We start from the raw sequence: 15,856 nt of genomic DNA, 5'->3' as shown, positions 1-15,856 counted from the left end.
GGAACGCCTCGATCGCCGGCAGCCGTGCCAGGGCCAGGTCCGCCTCGGGATCCCCGCCGGCGCGGTAGGCGCCGAGCGCCACGAGGTCGCGCACCCGCGCGTGCGCCGCGAGCAGCGCCCGCACCCGGCCGGCCGCCGCCAGGTGCGCCGGGGCCGCCACCGCGGACATGACGCGGGAGAGGCTCTGGAGCGGGTCCACCGCCGGGAAGCGGCCGCCGGCTGCCACGGCGCGGTCGAGCACCACGTGGCCCGTCGAGGATGCCCCGGACCTCGTCGGCGACGGGCTCCTCGAGGTCGCCGCCCGCCACCAGCACCGTGTACACGGCGGTGATGCCGCCGCGGGCGCGGTTGCCGGCCCGCTCCAGCAGCCGCGGCAGCGCCGCGAACACCGAGGGCGGGTACCCCTGCCGTGCCGGCGGCTCGCCCGCGGCCAGCCCCACCTCGCGGAGCGCGCGGGCGTAGCGCGTCAGCGAGTCCACCAGCAGGAGCACCCGGTCGCCGCGCTCCGCGAACCACTCCGCCACCGCGGTGGCCACGTGCGCGGCCTTGAGGCGGACCAGCGCCGGCGCGTCGCTGGTGGCCGCCACCACCACGCTGCGCGCCAGCCCCTCCGCGCCCAGCGGGCCCTCCAGGAACTCGCGCACCTCGCGCCCGCGCTCGCCGACGAGGCACACCACGCACAGGTCGGCGCGCGCCCCGCGGGCGAGCTGGCCGAGCAGCGTGGACTTGCCCACGCCCGAGCCGGCGAACAGCCCGATCCGCTGCCCCTCCCCGGCGGTGAGGAGGCCGTCGAGCACCCGCACGCCGAGCGGGAGCGGCGCCGCCACCGGGCGCCGCGCGAGCGGGTTCGGCGCGGGCCGGTCCACCGCCCACTCCTCCAGCCCGGCCGGGAGCGGCGCGCCGTCGAGCGGCCGGCCCAGGCCGTCCAGCACCCGCCCCAGCAGCCCAGGCCCGGCGCGGATGGCGTGGGGCCGGCCGGTGGGGACGACCTCCGCGTCGAGCCCGACGCCGGCGAGCTCGCCGAACGGCACCAGCACCGCGCGGTCGTCGCGGAGCCCGACCACCTCCGCCAGCAGCGGCTCGCGCCCGGGCGCGCGGATCTCCACCGCCTCGCCCTGCCGGACGCCGCCCACCGCCGCCTCGAGCACCAGGCCGGTGAGCCGCGTCACCCGCCCGCGCAGCGGGAGCGGCGCGGCCTCCCCGAGCGCGGCGCGCACCCGCCCCAGGTCCACCGTCACGGCGCCTCCTCCAGCGCGCGCTCCAGCGCGGCGAGCTGGGCCTCCACGCGCGCGTCGATGCGCCCGGCCTCGGTCTCCACCACCACCGCGCCCGGCGGGAGGGCCGGGTCCTCGCGCAGCGCCGGCCCCTCGGGCCGCGCGAGCAGCGCGGCCAGTCGCGAGCGGGCCGGCTCGGCGCGCAGCAGCGCCGCGTCCGCCGGGCTCGCTCGGAGCACCAGCTCGCGGCAGTCCTTCGCCCGCGCCAGCGCGCGGGCGGCGAGGTCGGCCACCGCCTCCGGCGCCGCCGCCAGCTCGCGCCCGAGCAGCTGGCGGGCCACGTCGAGCGCCAGGCGCGCCACCTCGCGCTCCAGCCCGGCGAGGCGGGCCGCGCGGGCCTCCCCGGCGGTCGCCAGCGCCGCCGCGGCGCGGGCCATCCCCTCCTCGCGGCCCTCGCGCACCGCCTCGGCGCGGATCGCCTCCCGCTCCGCCGCGGCCGCCTCGACGAGCCGCGCGGCCTCGGCGCGCGCGTCGTCCACGAGCGCGCGTGCCCGGGCGCCCGCCGCGTAGATCGCCCCCTCGATGCGCCGGCCGCCCGGCCCGTCCTTGAGCACCCTCGACATGCGCCCTCCGCGCCGGGGGCGATTCTACTACGCGTGAGGCCCGGACCCGCACCGTGCGCGAAGGGGCGCCGTCGCGCCGCCGGGCGCGCCGGGCCCCGGACGCGACGAGGCCCGCCTCCGGAGCGGGGGCGGGCCTCTGGTGCGCCGGGGACGCGGCGCGGAAGGTTCGCGCGGCGCTAGGCGGCGTCGCGCTCGACCGGCTGGAGGTACCGGTGCAGGAACTGCTTCGTCTTCAGCTCGACCTGGCGGACGCGCTCGCGCGACACGCCCCAGCGCTTGCCGATCTCCTCGAGCGTGCGCGGCTGGTCCTGCTCGAGCCGGTTGTGCACGATGTCCCAGCCCAGCTCGCCGATCCGCTTGCGGACCTTGCCGAGCGCGTCGCGGACCTCGCGGTCGCCCTCGCCGGAGAGGTAGGTGTCCTCCGGCCCGGGGCCGTCGTCCTCGATGCGCTCGAGGTGGGTGGCGTCCCCCTCCTCGTCGATGGCGCTGTCGAGCGACAGGTCCGGCTGCGCGACGGTGCCGCTCTGCGGCCGCACCGTGGAGCGCGCCTCCTTGAGGTACTTCCCGATGTAGGCGCGGATCCACCACACCGCGTACGTCGAGAAGCGCGTCCCGGCGTGCGGGTCGAACTTCTCGACGGCGCGCATCAGGCCGACGTTGCCTTCCTGGATCAGGTCGTCCAGCCGCACCGTGCCGCGGCGCTGCTTGCGCGCGATCGCGACCACGAACGCGAGGTTGTGGCGGACCAGCTTCTGCTTCGCGGACACCTCGCCCTTGCGCGCGCGGATGGCGAGCGCGTGCTCATCCTCGCGGGTGAGCGGCGGGAAGTCGCGGACCGCCTTGAGGTAGGGGGCCAGCTCATCGAACTCCTTGCTGCCTCTCTGCGTGCTCGCCGTCCTCATTCCGTTGCCTCTCTACCTGTCCTGTCCTGCGTCAATCCATCTCGGGGAGGTTACGTAACGTCAGGTTAGATTAATGGACCGAATCAGTCAAGTAGCCCGGAACCGACCGACAGGACGGGGTTCTTCGCCGTCCCCTCCTCTGCCGCTGCGCCGCCGCCTCCGGATTCCGCCAATATGAACATGAGCCGGGATTCCGCATTCCGGTCCCATGCGAGCGCCCGCCTGTCCCACGTCAAACCACTGGGCTTGCGGTAGATCAAGTCGAAACCGAACTCCGATCGGGGCGGCCGAGGCGCGGCAGCCAGCCACAGCCGTTAAGCGGGTGCTTACTGCCCGGACAACTTCATGCGCCGGATCAAAAAGGAAAGGGCCCGGCCCCTTCTGGGACCGGACCCTTGGTCGCGGCGAGGCGTTCGTTCGCCGGGCGGCTCGCTACTCCTCCGCCCCGACGGCCAGGGCCTCCTCCGCCTCCTCGACCGCGTCCACCGGGGTCTCCACCTCGATGTCGAGGTGCTTGTAGGCCCCGAGGCCGGTGCCGGCGGGCACCAGGCGGCCCATGATGACGTTCTCCTTCAGGCCGCGCAGGTAGTCGACCTTGCCGCTGATGGCGGCCTCGGTCAGCACCTTCGTGGTCTCCTGGAAGGACGAGGCCGAGATGAAGGACTCGGTCGAGAGCGACGCCTTGGTGATGCCGAGCAGCAGCGGCTCGCCCTGGGCGGCGCGGCCGCCGGCCTTCAGCACGCGCTCGTTCTCCTCCTCGAACGCGAACTTCTCGACCTGCTCGTCCGCCAGGAACTCGGTGTCGCCCACGTCCACGATCCGCACGCGGCGCAGCATCTGCCGCACGATCGTCTCGATGTGCTTGTCGTTGATCTTCACGCCCTGGAGCCGGTAGACCTCCTGCACCTCGTCCACCAGCCAGCGCGCGAGTTCCTTCTCCCCGAGCACCCGCAGGATGTCGTGCGGGTTCGCGGCGCCGTCCATGAGCGCCTCGCCCGCGCGGACGCGGTCGCCGGTGTGGACGGAGATGTGCTTGCCCTTGCCGATCAGGTACTCCTTCGCGAGATCGGGCCGGAGCTTGCCGTCCACCTCGGGCGTGATGACCACCTTGCGCTTGCCCTTGGTGTCCTTGCCGAACGCCACCACGCCGTCGATCTCGGAGATGACCGCGTGCTCCTTGGGCTTGCGGGCCTCGAAGAGCTCGGCGACGCGCGGGAGACCGCCGGTGATGTCCTTGGTCTTGGTGGTCTCGCGGGGCATCTTGGCGATGACGTCGCCGGCGTCCACCTCGTCGCCGTCGTTCACCACCAGGTTCGCGCCCTCCGGCAGCATGTAGCGGGCGTCCGCGTCGGAGTTGGCGAGCTTCTTGGTCTTGCCCTCCTCGTCCTTGATCGAGATGCGCGGCCGGGCGTCCGGGTCCTTGGAGGCGATGACCGCCTTGCGGGCCAGGCCGGTGATCTCGTCCACCTGCTCGCTGATGGTGACGCCGTCGACGAGGTCGCCGTACTTCACGCGGCCGGCCACCTCGGTGATGATCGGCATCGAGTAGGGATCCCACTCGGCCAGCAGCTGGTTCGCCTCGACCTTCTGGCCCTCGCGGACCAGCAGCTTGGCGCCGTACACCACGCCGTAGCGCTCGCGCTCGCGGCCCTGGTCGTCGGTGACGACGATCTCGCCGTTCCGGTTCATCACGATGAGCGTGCCGTCGTGCTTCTTGGCCACGCTCACGTTGTGGAACTTGATGAGGCCGGCGTTGCGGTTCTCGATGGTGGACTGCTCGGCCCGCCGCGACGCCGCGCCGCCGATGTGGAACGTCCGCATCGTCAGCTGGGTGCCCGGCTCGCCGATCGACTGGGCGGCGATGACGCCGACCGCCTCGCCGATGTTCACCTTGCGGCCGCGGGCGAGATCGCGCCCGTAGCACTCGACGCAGATGCCGCGCCGCGCCTGGCAGGTGAGCACCGAGCGGATCTTCACCTTGTCGATGCCCGAGTTCTCGATGAGCTTGACCTTGCCCTCGTCGATCTCCTCGTTCGCCTTCACCAGCACGTTGCCGGAGAACGCGTCGAGGATGTCGTCGAGCGCGACGCGGCCGAGGATGCGCTCGCCCATCGGCTCGATGATCTCGCCGCCCTCGACCAGCGCGCCGAGGGTGATGCCGTCCATCGCGCCGCAGTCGTACTCGGTGATGATCGCGTCCTGGGCCACGTCCACCAGGCGGCGGGTCAGGTAGCCGGAGTTCGCGGTCTTGAGCGCCGTGTCGGCGAGGCCCTTGCGGGCGCCGTGCGTCGAGATGAAGTACTGGAGGACGTTGAGGCCCTCGCGGAAGTTCGCCGTGATCGGGGTCTCGATGATCTCGCCCGAGGGCTTGGCCATCAGGCCGCGCATGCCGGCGAGCTGCCGGATCTGCTGCGCGGAGCCGCGGGCGCCGGAGTCGGCCATGATGTAGATCGGGTTGAACGACGGCTGCCGGCGCTCCTCGCGCTTGCCGTCCTTGCCCGTCCCCACCGCGGTCTCGGTCCCGATCTCGCCCATCATCTCCTGCGCCACCTCCTCGGTGACCTGGGCCCAGATGTCGATGACCTTGTTGTACCGCTCGCCGATGGTGATGAGGCCCTCGGTGTACTGGGCCTGGATGTCGTCCACCTCGCGCGTGGCGCGCTCGAGCAGGTCGACCTTCTTCCGCGGGATCACCATGTTGTCGAGCGCGATCGAGATGCCGGCCCGGGTGGCGTTCCCGTAGCCCATCGACCGGACGCGGTCGGCGAGGAGGACGGTCTCCTTCTCGCCGCAGAGGCGGTAGGTCAGGTCGATGAGGCCCTGCAGCTGCTTCTTGTCCATCACCTTGTTGATGGAGTCGAAGGACAGCCGGCGCGGGACGATGTCGTAGAGCAGCACGCGGCCGACGGTGGTCTCGACCCGCTTGCCGTCCATGCGGACCCAGACCTTCGCCTGCAGGTCCACCTCGCCCTGGTCGTACGCGGCGCGGACCTCCTCCGGGCTCGCGAACACCTTGCCCTCGCCGCGCGCGAACGCGCGCTCGCGGGTCATGTAGTAGATGCCGAGCACGATGTCCTGCGACGGCACGATGATCGGCTTGCCGTGCGCCGGGGACAGGATGTTGTTCGTGCTCATCATGAGCACGCGGGCCTCCATCTGCGCCTCGATGGAGAGCGGCACGTGCACGGCCATCTGATCGCCGTCGAAGTCGGCGTTGAAGGCGGTGCAGACCAGCGGGTGGAGCTGGATGGCCTTGCCCTCGATCAGCACCGGCTCGAACGCCTGGATGCCGAGGCGGTGGAGCGTGGGGGCGCGGTTGAGGAGCACCGGGTGCTCGCGGATCACCTCGTCGAGGATGTCCCAGACCTCGGGGCGCTCCTTCTCCACCATCTTCTTCGCGCTCTTGATGGTGGTGACGTACCCCTTCTCCTCGAGCTTGTTGTAGATGAACGGCTTGAACAGCTCGAGCGCCATGATCTTGGGCAGGCCGCACTGGTGGAGCTTGAGCTCCGGGCCGACCACGATCACCGAGCGGCCGGAGTAGTCCACGCGCTTGCCGAGCAGGTTCTGGCGGAACCGGCCCTGCTTGCCCTTCAGCATGTCGGAGAGCGACTTCAGCGGCCGCTTGTTCGGGCCGGTGATGGTCTTGCCGCGCCGGCCGTTGTCGAACAGCGCGTCCACCGCCTCCTGCAGCATCCGCTTCTCGTTGCGGATGATGATGTCGGGGGCGTTCAGCTCCTGGAGCCGCTTCAGGCGGTTGTTGCGGTTGATGACGCGCCGGTACAGGTCGTTCAGGTCGGAGGTCGCGAAGCGGCCGCCGTCGAGCGGGACCAGCGGGCGGAGGTCCGGCGGGATCACCGGGATGACCTCCAGCATCATCCACTCCGGCTTGTTGCCGGAGGCGACGAACGCCTCCACCACCTTCAGGCGCTTGGCGATCTTCTTCCGCTTCGCGTCGCTGGTGGCCTCCTTCATCTCCGCGCGCAGCTCGTTGCCGAGGCCGGGGATGCCCTCGCCGTGCTCCTTGCTCACCGGGCCGACGCCGCGGAGCAGGCCGAGCACCGCCTCGCCGCCCATGCCGGCGGAGAACGCGTCGTCGCCGAACTCGTCGAGCGCCTTCTGGTAGCGGTCCTCGGAGAGGAGCTCGCCGCGCTGGAAGGTGGTCTCCTTCGGGTCGATGACGATGTACGACTCGCAGTAGAGGACCTTCTCCAGGTCCTTCAGCGTGATGTCGAGCAGGTTGCCGATGCGGCTGGGCAGCGACTTGAGGAACCAGATGTGCGCGACCGGCGTGGCCAGCGTGATGTGGCCGAGCCGCTCACGGCGCACCTTGGACTGGATCACCTCGACGCCGCACTTCTCGCAGACCACGCCCCGGTGCTTCATGCGCTTGTACTTGCCGCAGTTGCACTCGTAGTCCTTCACCGGGCCGAAGATCTTCGCGCAGAAGAGGCCGTCCCGCTCCGGCTTGAACGTCCGGTAGTTGATGGTCTCCGGCTTCTTCACCTCGCCGTGCGACCACTGCCGGATCTTGTCCGGGCTCGCGAGCGAGATCCGGATGGCCGAGAACGAGAGCGGGTCCTTCGGCTTCTCGAAGAAATTGAAGATGTCCTTCACGTCGACTCCCTGGAAAGCTGGGAAACCTGATCAGCACCCTCGCGCCGGCCCCCTCCCCGCCCGTGCGGGGAGAGGGAGGGCGCGGCCCCGGACGCGCGCGCTACGCGCTGCTCTTCTCCCCCGACGCGACCGCGCCGCGCGGCGCGCCCAGCGGGCCGCCGCCGAGGTCGCGCTCGGCGGCCTCGCGCGCCGCCTGCGCCTCCGGCGTCTCGAGCAGCTCCACGTCGAGCGCGAGGCTCTGGAGCTCCTTGATGAGCACGTTGAACGACTCGGGCAGCCCGGACTCGAGCGTGTTCTCGCCCTTGACGATGGCCTCGTACATGCGGGTGCGGCCGACCACGTCGTCGGACTTCACCGTGAGGAACTCCTGGAGCGAGTAGGCCGCGCCGTAGGCCTCCATCGCCCAGACCTCCATCTCGCCCAGGCGCTGGCCGCCGAACTGGGCCTTGCCGCCCAGCGGCTGCTGCGTGACGAGCGAGTACGGCCCGATGCTCCGGGCGTGGATCTTCTCGTCCACGAGGTGGTGCAGCTTCAGCATGTACATGACGCCCACCGTCACGTCCTGGTCGAAGGGCTCGCCGGTGCGGCCGTCGAACAGGATGGACTGCAGCGTCGCGGAGCCCTCCTCCATGAGGGCCTTCATCTCGTCCTCGCGGGCGCCGTCGAACACCGGGGTGGCGACGTGCATGCCGCGGCGGAGCTTCTGCGCGAGCTTCGGCAGCTCCTTCTCGGGCACGTCGTCGATGAGCGCGGCGAGCCGCTCGCTGGCGGGGCCGCCCTCGGTGCCGGCGAACGCGGCGCGGAGCTTCTTGCGCAGCTGCTCGGGACCGTACTGCTTCTCGATCATCTCCTGCAGCCGGAGGCCGACGTTGCGCGCGGCCCAGCCCAGGTGCGTCTCGAGGATCTGCCCGACGTTCATGCGCGACGGCACGCCGAGCGGGTTGAGCACGATGTCGACCGGGGTGCCGTCCTCGAGGTACGGCAGGTCCTCCTCGGGCAGCACGCGCGAGACCACGCCCTTGTTGCCGTGGCGGCCGGCCATCTTGTCGCCGACGGCCAGCTTGCGCTTGATGGCGACGTACACCTTCACCATCTTGATGACGCCCGGCGGCAGCTCGTCGCCCTTCTTCAGGCGGCCGATCTTCTCGCCGAAGAGCAGCTTCACGAGCTCCTTCTGCTCCTCGAAGTTCTCGATGATCTTCCGCGCCAGGTCCTGCACGTCGCCGGCGACGGCGATCTCGCCCCAGTAGCGCTGCGGGACGGTGTCGAGCAGCGCGTCGTCGAGGACGTCGCCCTTCTTCAGGAGCTGCTCGCCCTTGTCGTCCACCAGGCGGGCCGTGACCTCCTTGCCGAGGAGCAGGCGGCGGATCTTCTGGAACGCCGAGTCCTGGATGATGCGGATCTCGTCGTTCTGGTCCTTGAGGAGCTTCGCCTCCTCCATCTCCTCGATGGCCTTGGCGCGCTCGTCCTTCTCGACGCCCTTGCGGCTGAACACCTTGGCGTTGATCACCGTGCCGGAGACGCCCGGCGGCACGCGCAGCGAGCTGTCGCGGACGTCGCCGGCCTTCTCGCCGAAGATGGCGCGGAGGAGCTTCTCCTCCGGCGAGAGCTGGGTCTCGCCCTTCGGCGTGATCTTGCCGACCAGGATGTCACCGGGCTTCACCTCCGCGCCGATGCGGATGATGCCGGACTCGTCGAGGTCCTTGAGGGCCTCCTCGCCGACGTTCGGGATGTCCCGGGTGATCTCCTCCTTGCCGAGCTTGGTGTCGCGCGCGACGCACTCGAACTCCTCGATGTGCACCGACGTGAACACGTCCTCCTTGATGAGGCGCTCGGAGAGGAGGATGGAGTCCTCGAAGTTGTAGCCCTGCCACGGCATGAACGCGACCACCACGTTCTGGCCGAGCGCGAGCTCGCCCATCTCGGTGGCCGGGCCGTCGGCGATGACGTCGCCCTTCCTCACCCGCTCGCCCGGCTTCACGATGGGCTTCTGGTTGATGCAGGTGTTCTGGTTGGAGCGCTGGTACTTGATGAGGTTGTAGATGTCGACCTCGTTGGCGACGTCGGTCGCCGAGGTCGGCACGTCGGCCTTCACCACGATGCGCGAGGCGTCCACCGACTGCACCACGCCGTCGCGCTTCGCGACCGTGGTCACGCCGGAGTCGCGGGCCACGATGGCCTCGATGCCGGTGCCCACCAGCGGCGCCTGGGTGCGGAGCAGCGGCACCGCCTGGCGCTGCATGTTCGAGCCCATCAGCGCGCGGTTCGCGTCGTCGTTCTCGAGGAACGGCACCAGCGAGGCGGCCACGGACACGAGCTGGTTCGGGCTCACGTCCATCAGGTCCACCTCGTCCGGGCGGACGTAGATGTACTCGCCCTCCTTGCGGCACCAGACCTTCGCCTCGGTGAAGTTGCCCTTCTTGTCCACCGGCGCGTTCGCCTGGGCGATGATGTGCTTCTCCTCCTCGAGCGCGGAGTAGAAGGTCACCTCGTCGGTCACCCGGCCCTTCTCGACCTTCCGGTACGGCGTCTCGACGAAGCCGTACTCGTTCACGCGGGCGTAGGTGGACAGCGACGCGATGAGGCCGATGTTCGGGCCTTCCGGCGTCTCGATGGGGCAGATGCGGCCGTAGTGCGTGGAGTGGACGTCGCGCACCTCGAAGCCGGCGCGCTCGCGGGTCAGGCCGCCCGGCCCGAGGGCCGAGAGGCGCCGCTTGTGCGTGACCTCGGAGAGCGGGTTCGTCTGGTCCATGAACTGCGAGAGCTGGCTCGACCCGAAGAACTCCTTGATCACCGCGGTCACCGGCTTCGCGTTGATCAGGTCGTGCGGCATGAGCGTCTCGATCTCCTGGAGGCTCATGCGCTCCTTGATCGCCCGCTCCATGCGCACCAGGCCGATGCGGTACTGGTTCTCGAGCAGCTCGCCCACCGCGCGGACGCGGCGGTTGCCGAGGTGGTCGATGTCGTCGACGTCCTTGTTCGGCTTGCCGTTCTTGAGGTCGATGAGGAAGCGGACGACCTCGAGGATGTCGCGCTTGGTGAGGACGGTGTTCTCGAGCGGCTCCTCGATGCCGAACTTGTAGTTCAGCTTGAGGCGGCCGACCTTCGACAGGTCGTAGCGCTCGGCGTTGAAGAACAGGTTGACGAAGAGGTTCGTCGCGGTCTCCGGCGTCGGCGGGTCGCCGGGGCGGAGGCGGCGGTAGATCTCCATGATCGCCTCCTCAGGCGTGGAGATCTTGTCCTGCATGAGCGTGTCGCGGAGCGCGGGCAGGATGTTCAGGTTGTCGATGAAGAGGACCTTGAACTCGCCGATGTTCCGCTTGCGCAGCTCCTCGACCTTGGCCTCGGTGACCTCCTCGTTCACCTCGAGGAGCACCTCGCCCGTGGTCTCGTCCACCACGTCCTCGGCGGAGATCTTGGTGTAGACCTCCTCCGGCTCCACCGGGAGCGACTTCATCTTGGCCGCGACCAGCTTCTTGATCGCGCTCTCGGTGTACTTGCGGTTCTTCTTGACGATCACCTCGTTCGTCTTCGGATCGCGGATGTCGCGCGTGGCGCGCTGGCCCTTGAGCAGGTCGGGCACGAGGTCCTTCTCGTACTTGCCCTTGCCCTCGATCCGGATGGTCTCGGTGTCGTAGTAGTACTTGAGGATCTCCTCGGCCGACCCGTGGAACTCCACCGGGTCCTTCTTGGCCGTGTCCGGCGTCGCGCCGAGCGCGCGCAGCAGCACCGTGGCCGGCAGCTTGCGGCGCCGGTCGATGCGGACGTAGAGGATGTCCTTGTGGTCGAACTCGAAGTCGATCCACGAGCCGCGGTACGGGATGATCCGGGCGTTGTAGAGCAGCTTGCCGGACGAGTGGCTCTTGCCCTTGTCGTGGTCGAAGAACGCGCCCGGGGAGCGGTGGAGCTGGCTGACGACGACGCGCTCGGTCCCGTTGATGATGAAGGTCCCGTTCTCCGTCATGAGCGGGATCTCGCCGAAGTAGACCTCCTGCTCCTTGACGTCGCGGATGGACTGCGCGCCCGTCTCCTCGTCCTTGTCCCAGACGACCAGGCGGACGACCACCTTGATCGGCGCGGAGTAGGTCATCCCGCGCTGGTGGCACTCGTCCACGTCGTACTTGGGCTTCTCGAGGTGGTAGCTCACGAACTCGAGCGAGCTGGTCTCGTTGAAGTCCTTGATGGGGAAGACGGACTTGAAGACCCCCTGGAGGCCGGTATCGTCCCGCTTCTCCGGCGGGACGTCGGCCTGCAAGAACTTGTCGTAGGAGAATTTCTGGATGGCGATGAGGTTGGGGATCTCGGCGATCTTGTTGATCTTCCCGAAGTTCCGCCGGATCCGGAAGTTGTTCTGAATCGTCGTCGCCATCGATTTCGGTCCTCTTTCCCCAACGAGACCCGCCACAAAAGGGTCTAGCCGGCCGCCGGGCCGGCTATCCTGCGTCGCCCGGCCGAGCGGCCGGAAATCCAGGAATCGTTGATGGGATGGGGGTTTGTAACGGCTCGACCCTCGCCCGTCAAAGATTCCAACGTGGGTCACGGCGGGGCGGCTTGCAACCCCGCCCCGCCGTGCCCAGCAACGGCGAACGGTCCTACTTGACCTCGACCTTGGCGCCAGCGGCCTCGAGCTTCTTCTTGAGCTCCTCGGCCTCCGCCTTGGCGACGCCGGCCTTGACCTCCTTCGGCGCGCCCTCGACCAGGTCCTTGGCCTCCTTGAGGCCGAGGCCCGTGATCGCGCGGACCTCCTTGATCACGTTGATCTTGTTCGCGCCGGCATCGGCGAGGACCACCGTGAACTCGGTCTTCTCCTCGACCGGCGCGGCGGCGGCGGCGGGGCCACCGGCCATCATCACCGGCGCGGCGGCGGCGGACACGCCCCACTTCTCCTCGAGCTGCTTCACCAGCTCCGCGGCCTCCAGGATGGTGAGGCCCGAGAGCTGCTCAACGATCGCATTCAGATCGGCCATGTGCTTCTTCCTCTTCTCTCCGCCGGACCGTCCCTGACGGCCCGATGCGTCTCTTTGGCCCGCGCAACCGCGCGCGGGCGGTTCACGTACCGTTTAACCCTGCTTCTCGAGCTGCTCGCGGCGCGCGCCGACCACCCGGGCCAGCTGCTGGCCAGGGGTGCCGACGAGGCGCGCGAGCTTGGTCGCGGGCTGCGCGATCATGGCGGCGATCTGGCCGCGGAGCTCCTTCAGCCCCGGCAGCTTCGCGAGGGCCTGAACGCCCTTCGCGTCGATGATCTTGCCATCGACGATCGCGGTCCTGATGACGAAGTTCTCGCGGTCCTTCATGAAGTCCGCGAGGAGCTTCGCCGGGGTGACGACGTCGTCGTACGACATGACGAGGGCCGTCGGCCCCACGAACCGATCCGCCACCGGCTCCACCGGCGTGCCCTTGGCGGCGCGCGCGGCGAGGGTGTTCTTCACGATGCGGTAGTCGATCTTCGCGTCGCGGAGCTTCTTGCGAAGATCCGTGACCACCGCGACGTTCAGCCCCTTCGGCTCCGCGACGATGGCCGCCTTCGCCTTCGCCATCTTCTCGTGGAGCTCACCGATGACCTGCTCTTTTTCCGTCCGGTTCAAGTTGACTCACCACCTCTCCGGCCGGCCGGCGCGTCGCGCCGGGCTCGGCGTCGTTCGGGTCTCGGACCGGACGTCCGGTACGAAAACCCCCTGGCCAAGCAGGGGACGCTGCGGTGAATCGCAGTTCCCGTCTCGGCGGGTCGGATCCGCGAGGATCCGCTTGGCCGCTGTCCGCTCCGAACTGCGCTCGCACCGGAGCGGTGGCAGCGGGCCCGCTGTCTTGGACCAGAACCCCGGCGGCGAGATTGCCGCCGGGAACTCCTGAAGCGCTTACGCGTGCTGCGCGGCGAGCTCCGCCAGGTCCAGCTTGATGCCGGGGCCCATGGTGGTGCTCAGCGTGACGTTCTTGACGTACACGCCCTTCGCCGTCTGCGGCTTCGCCTTGTAGATGACCTCCATGATCGCGCTGAAGTTCGCCTTCAGCTTGTCCGGATCGAAGGAGGCCTTCCCGAACGGCACGTGCACGATGCCCGCCTTCTCGACGCGGAACTCGACCTTGCCGGCCTTCTGCTCCTTCACGGCGCGGGCGAGGTCCATCGTGACGGTGCCGACCTTCGGGTTCGGCATCAGGCCGCGGGGCCCGAGGATCTTACCGAGGCGGCCGACCACGCCCATCATGTCCGGGGTGGCGATGAGCTTGTCGAAGTCCATGAAGCCGCCCTGGATCTTCTCGGCCAGGTCCTCGGCGCCGACGATGTCCGCGCCGGCCTCCTGGGCCTCCTTGGCCTTGTCGCCCTTCGCGAACACCGCCAGGCGGACGGTCTTGCCCATGCCGTGCGGCAGCACGACGGCGCCGCGGACCACCTGGTCGGCGTGCTTCGGGTCCACGCCCAGGTTGATGGACGCGTCCACCGTCTCGTCGAACTTCTTGGTGGCGGTCTGCTTCACGAGGCTCATCGCCTCGTCGAGCTTGTAGCGCTTGGTGCGATCCACCTTCTCGGCGGCCGCCTTGTACTTCTTCGCAACGTGAGCCATGTGCGTGTCCTCCCGGCTAGCCGACGATCTCGATGCCCATGGACAGGGCGGTCCCCTCGACGGTCCGCATCGCGGCCTCCAGGGTGCCCGCCGTCATGTCCTGCATCTTGGTCTTCGCGATCTGCTCCACCTGCTTGCGCGTCACCTGCCCGACCTTCTCCTTGCCGGGCTTGTGCGCGCCGGAGCCCTTCTTCTTCTCCGTGTGGAGGCCGGCCGCCTTCTTGAGGAGGATCGCGGCGGGCGGGGTCTTCAGCTGGAAGGTGAAGGACCGGTCCTGGTACACCGTGATGATGACCGGGATGATGAGGGCTTCCTTCGCCTGAGCCTGCGTCGCCGCGTTGAACTGCTTGCAGAACTCCATGATGTTGACGCCGTGCTGGCCGAGCGCCGGGCCCACGGGCGGGGCCGGGTTCGCCTTTCCGGCGGGGAGCTGCAGCTTGATCTGTCCCGTGACCTTCTTCATCGTTGCTCCTCGCGTGGTGCAAGCGAGCTCATCGCTCTCCCACGCCGTCGTTCCCCCCGCGGCGGACGCCGCGGGGCCCTGCAAAGGCTAGGTCTTCTCCACCTGCATGAAGTCGAGCTCGACCGGCGTGGCGCGGCCGAAGATCGAGACCAGCACCCGGAGCTTGCCCTTGTCCGGCTTGACCTCCTCGACGGTGCCGTTGAAGTTCGAGAACGGGCCGTCGGTCACGCGGACCGAGTCGCCCTCCTCGAACTGCACCTTGGGCTTCGGCTTGAGCGAGCCCTCGGAGATCTGCGTGGTGAGGCGCTGCACCTCGAGGTCGGACACCGCCGGGACCTGGTCCGGCGTCTTGGCGTTGCCCACGAACCCGGTGACCTTCGGCGTCCCCTTCACGAGGTGCCAGGTCTGCAGGTTCATCTCCATGTTCACCAGGATGTAACCGGGGAAGAACTTCCGCTTGGAGGTCTTCTTCTCCCCCTTCACCATCTCCTGGACCACCTCCATCGGGATGAGCACCTCGCCGAACGACTCCTGCAGCGCGTGCTGCCGGATGCGCTCGTCGAGCGACTTCTTCACCTTGTTCTCGAACCCCGAGTAGGTGTGGACGACGTACCACTTCTTCGCCATGACCGCTCCGTTCCGTCGCCCGCGCGTCGATTCCAGAAAACGCCGATGGAGCCGTGCTGGCGGCCCCCAACCGCCGCGGCTCCGTCCCGGCCGCGAAGAACGCGGGGACCTCAGTAGATCTTCGAGCTCAGCCAGCTCCAGACGAGGTCGAAGAGACCGAGGATGACCGCCGCCACGGCGGAGGCGACGATCACCGCCACGGTGGCGGCGCGCGTCTCGCGCATGGTCGGCCAGGTGACCCGCCGGAGCTCGAGCGCCACCTCCAGCGACACCTGCTGCGTCTTCGGGATCCGCCAGACCACCACCGCGGTCGCGATGGCGAGCGCGAAGCCCGCCACCGTGGACAGCGTCCAGTCGCTGAACACCGCGAAGTCGTTGACGCCCGCGTACCCGAGCGCCAGCTCGAGGACCTTCTCCAGGAAGATCCCCAGCGCGATGGCCGCGAGCACGTAGAAGATCGCTACGACGCGCTTCGGCTGATCGACCCCGCCGACGTTGTCCATGACCCTCGACCTTCGGCTTCTGGAGGGCGGGGCCGCCCGCAGACGGCCCCGCCCCGTTCTGTCTGGCAGGCCAGGAGGGATTCGAACCCCCAACCCGCGGTTTTGGAGACCGCTGCTCTACCGTTCGAGCTACTGGCCTAGGTACCGCTCGCGGCTACTTCGTCTCCTTGTGCTCCACGTGCTTGCGGCAGCGCGGGCAGTACTTGGAGAGCGTGAGCTTGTCCTGCGTCTTCTTCTTGTTCTTGGTGGTCGTGTAGTTCCGCTCTTTGCAGGTCTTGCACTCGAGCGTGATGATGCTGCGATTGCCGGCCATGACGTCCTTCTTTCCTTACTGGATGACCTCGGCG

11 protein-coding genes, 1 tRNA gene and 2 pseudogenes are annotated in these 15,856 nt (G+C 69.1%); all 14 read right to left on the bottom strand.

Going from position 1 to position 15,856, the window contains the following annotated elements; translation table 11 throughout:
- Positions 1–169, bottom strand: a pseudogene (locus PSR1_RS24580) (EscN/YscN/HrcN family type III secretion system ATPase); the annotation flags it as partial.
- A gap of 139 nt (positions 170–308) precedes the next feature.
- Positions 309–1,133, bottom strand: a pseudogene (locus tag PSR1_RS14115) (EscN/YscN/HrcN family type III secretion system ATPase); the annotation flags it as partial.
- 101 nt (positions 1,134–1,234) lie between these two features.
- Complete coding sequence (locus PSR1_RS14110; RefSeq protein ID WP_059438158.1) at positions 1,235–1,837, bottom strand: FliH/SctL family protein; 603 nt, start codon at positions 1,835–1,837, stop codon at positions 1,235–1,237.
- Between the two features lie 176 nt (positions 1,838–2,013).
- Positions 2,014–2,739 (bottom strand): RNA polymerase sigma factor RpoD/SigA, encoded by a 726-nt coding sequence (locus PSR1_RS14105; protein ID WP_011420650.1) that lies wholly within the window; start codon positions 2,737–2,739, stop codon positions 2,014–2,016.
- Positions 2,740–3,171: 432 nt separating this feature from the next.
- Entirely contained in the window at positions 3,172–7,356 is a 4,185-nt protein-coding gene (rpoC, locus tag PSR1_RS14100) for a DNA-directed RNA polymerase subunit beta' (RefSeq protein WP_059438157.1), read from the bottom strand.
- 100 nt (positions 7,357–7,456) lie between these two features.
- Positions 7,457–11,725 (bottom strand): DNA-directed RNA polymerase subunit beta, encoded by a 4,269-nt coding sequence (gene rpoB / locus PSR1_RS14095; protein ID WP_059438156.1) that lies wholly within the window; start codon positions 11,723–11,725, stop codon positions 7,457–7,459.
- 223 nt (positions 11,726–11,948) lie between these two features.
- Entirely contained in the window at positions 11,949–12,323 is a 375-nt protein-coding gene (rplL, locus tag PSR1_RS14090; protein WP_059438155.1) for a 50S ribosomal protein L7/L12, read from the bottom strand.
- A gap of 93 nt (positions 12,324–12,416) precedes the next feature.
- Entirely contained in the window at positions 12,417–12,941 is a 525-nt protein-coding gene (gene rplJ / locus PSR1_RS14085; protein WP_059438154.1) for a 50S ribosomal protein L10, read from the bottom strand.
- A gap of 270 nt (positions 12,942–13,211) precedes the next feature.
- Positions 13,212–13,916: a 50S ribosomal protein L1 gene (gene rplA, locus PSR1_RS14080; RefSeq protein WP_059438153.1), complete on the bottom strand. Its 705-nt coding sequence runs from the start codon at positions 13,914–13,916 to the stop codon at positions 13,212–13,214.
- Between the two features lie 16 nt (positions 13,917–13,932).
- Complete coding sequence (rplK, locus tag PSR1_RS14075; protein ID WP_059438152.1) at positions 13,933–14,379, bottom strand: 50S ribosomal protein L11; 447 nt, start codon at positions 14,377–14,379, stop codon at positions 13,933–13,935.
- 87 nt (positions 14,380–14,466) lie between these two features.
- Positions 14,467–15,006 (bottom strand): transcription termination/antitermination protein NusG, encoded by a 540-nt coding sequence (gene nusG, locus PSR1_RS14070; protein ID WP_059438151.1) that lies wholly within the window; start codon positions 15,004–15,006, stop codon positions 14,467–14,469.
- A 110-nt stretch (positions 15,007–15,116) separates the two neighbouring features.
- The gene (gene secE / locus PSR1_RS14065; protein WP_059438150.1) at positions 15,117–15,509 is read right to left on the bottom strand and encodes a preprotein translocase subunit SecE; all 393 of its coding nucleotides are present in this window, start codon (positions 15,507–15,509) and stop codon (positions 15,117–15,119) included.
- Between the two features lie 63 nt (positions 15,510–15,572).
- A tRNA-Trp gene (locus PSR1_RS14060) sits at positions 15,573–15,648 on the bottom strand.
- Positions 15,649–15,663: 15 nt separating this feature from the next.
- Positions 15,664–15,822, bottom strand: a complete 159-nt coding sequence (rpmG, locus tag PSR1_RS14055) for a 50S ribosomal protein L33 (protein WP_011420641.1) — start codon at positions 15,820–15,822, stop codon at positions 15,664–15,666.
- Positions 15,823–15,856: the final 34 nt, after the last annotated feature.

The organism is Anaeromyxobacter sp. PSR-1 (genome assembly GCF_000964525.1).
GTDB lineage: Bacteria > Myxococcota > Myxococcia > Myxococcales > Anaeromyxobacteraceae > Anaeromyxobacter.
Note: the sequence above shows the minus strand (reverse complement) of the source record. Positions and strands in the feature narration are given on the sequence as shown.

Coding starts and splice junctions, on each gene's coding strand:
- secE (WP_059438150.1), bottom strand. CDS start 15,509: ATGGACAACGTCGGCGGGGTCGATCAGCCGAAGCGCGTCGTAGCGATC.
- rpmG (WP_011420641.1), bottom strand. CDS start 15,822: ATGGCCGGCAATCGCAGCATCATCACGCTCGAGTGCAAGACCTGCAAA.
- nusG (WP_059438151.1), bottom strand. CDS start 15,006: ATGGCGAAGAAGTGGTACGTCGTCCACACCTACTCGGGGTTCGAGAAC.
- PSR1_RS14110 (WP_059438158.1), bottom strand. CDS start 1,837: ATGTCGAGGGTGCTCAAGGACGGGCCGGGCGGCCGGCGCATCGAGGGG.
- PSR1_RS14105 (WP_011420650.1), bottom strand. CDS start 2,739: ATGAGGACGGCGAGCACGCAGAGAGGCAGCAAGGAGTTCGATGAGCTG.
- rplL (WP_059438155.1), bottom strand. CDS start 12,323: ATGGCCGATCTGAATGCGATCGTTGAGCAGCTCTCGGGCCTCACCATC.
- rplA (WP_059438153.1), bottom strand. CDS start 13,916: ATGGCTCACGTTGCGAAGAAGTACAAGGCGGCCGCCGAGAAGGTGGAT.
- rplK (WP_059438152.1), bottom strand. CDS start 14,379: ATGAAGAAGGTCACGGGACAGATCAAGCTGCAGCTCCCCGCCGGAAAG.
- rpoB (WP_059438156.1), bottom strand. CDS start 11,725: ATGGCGACGACGATTCAGAACAACTTCCGGATCCGGCGGAACTTCGGG.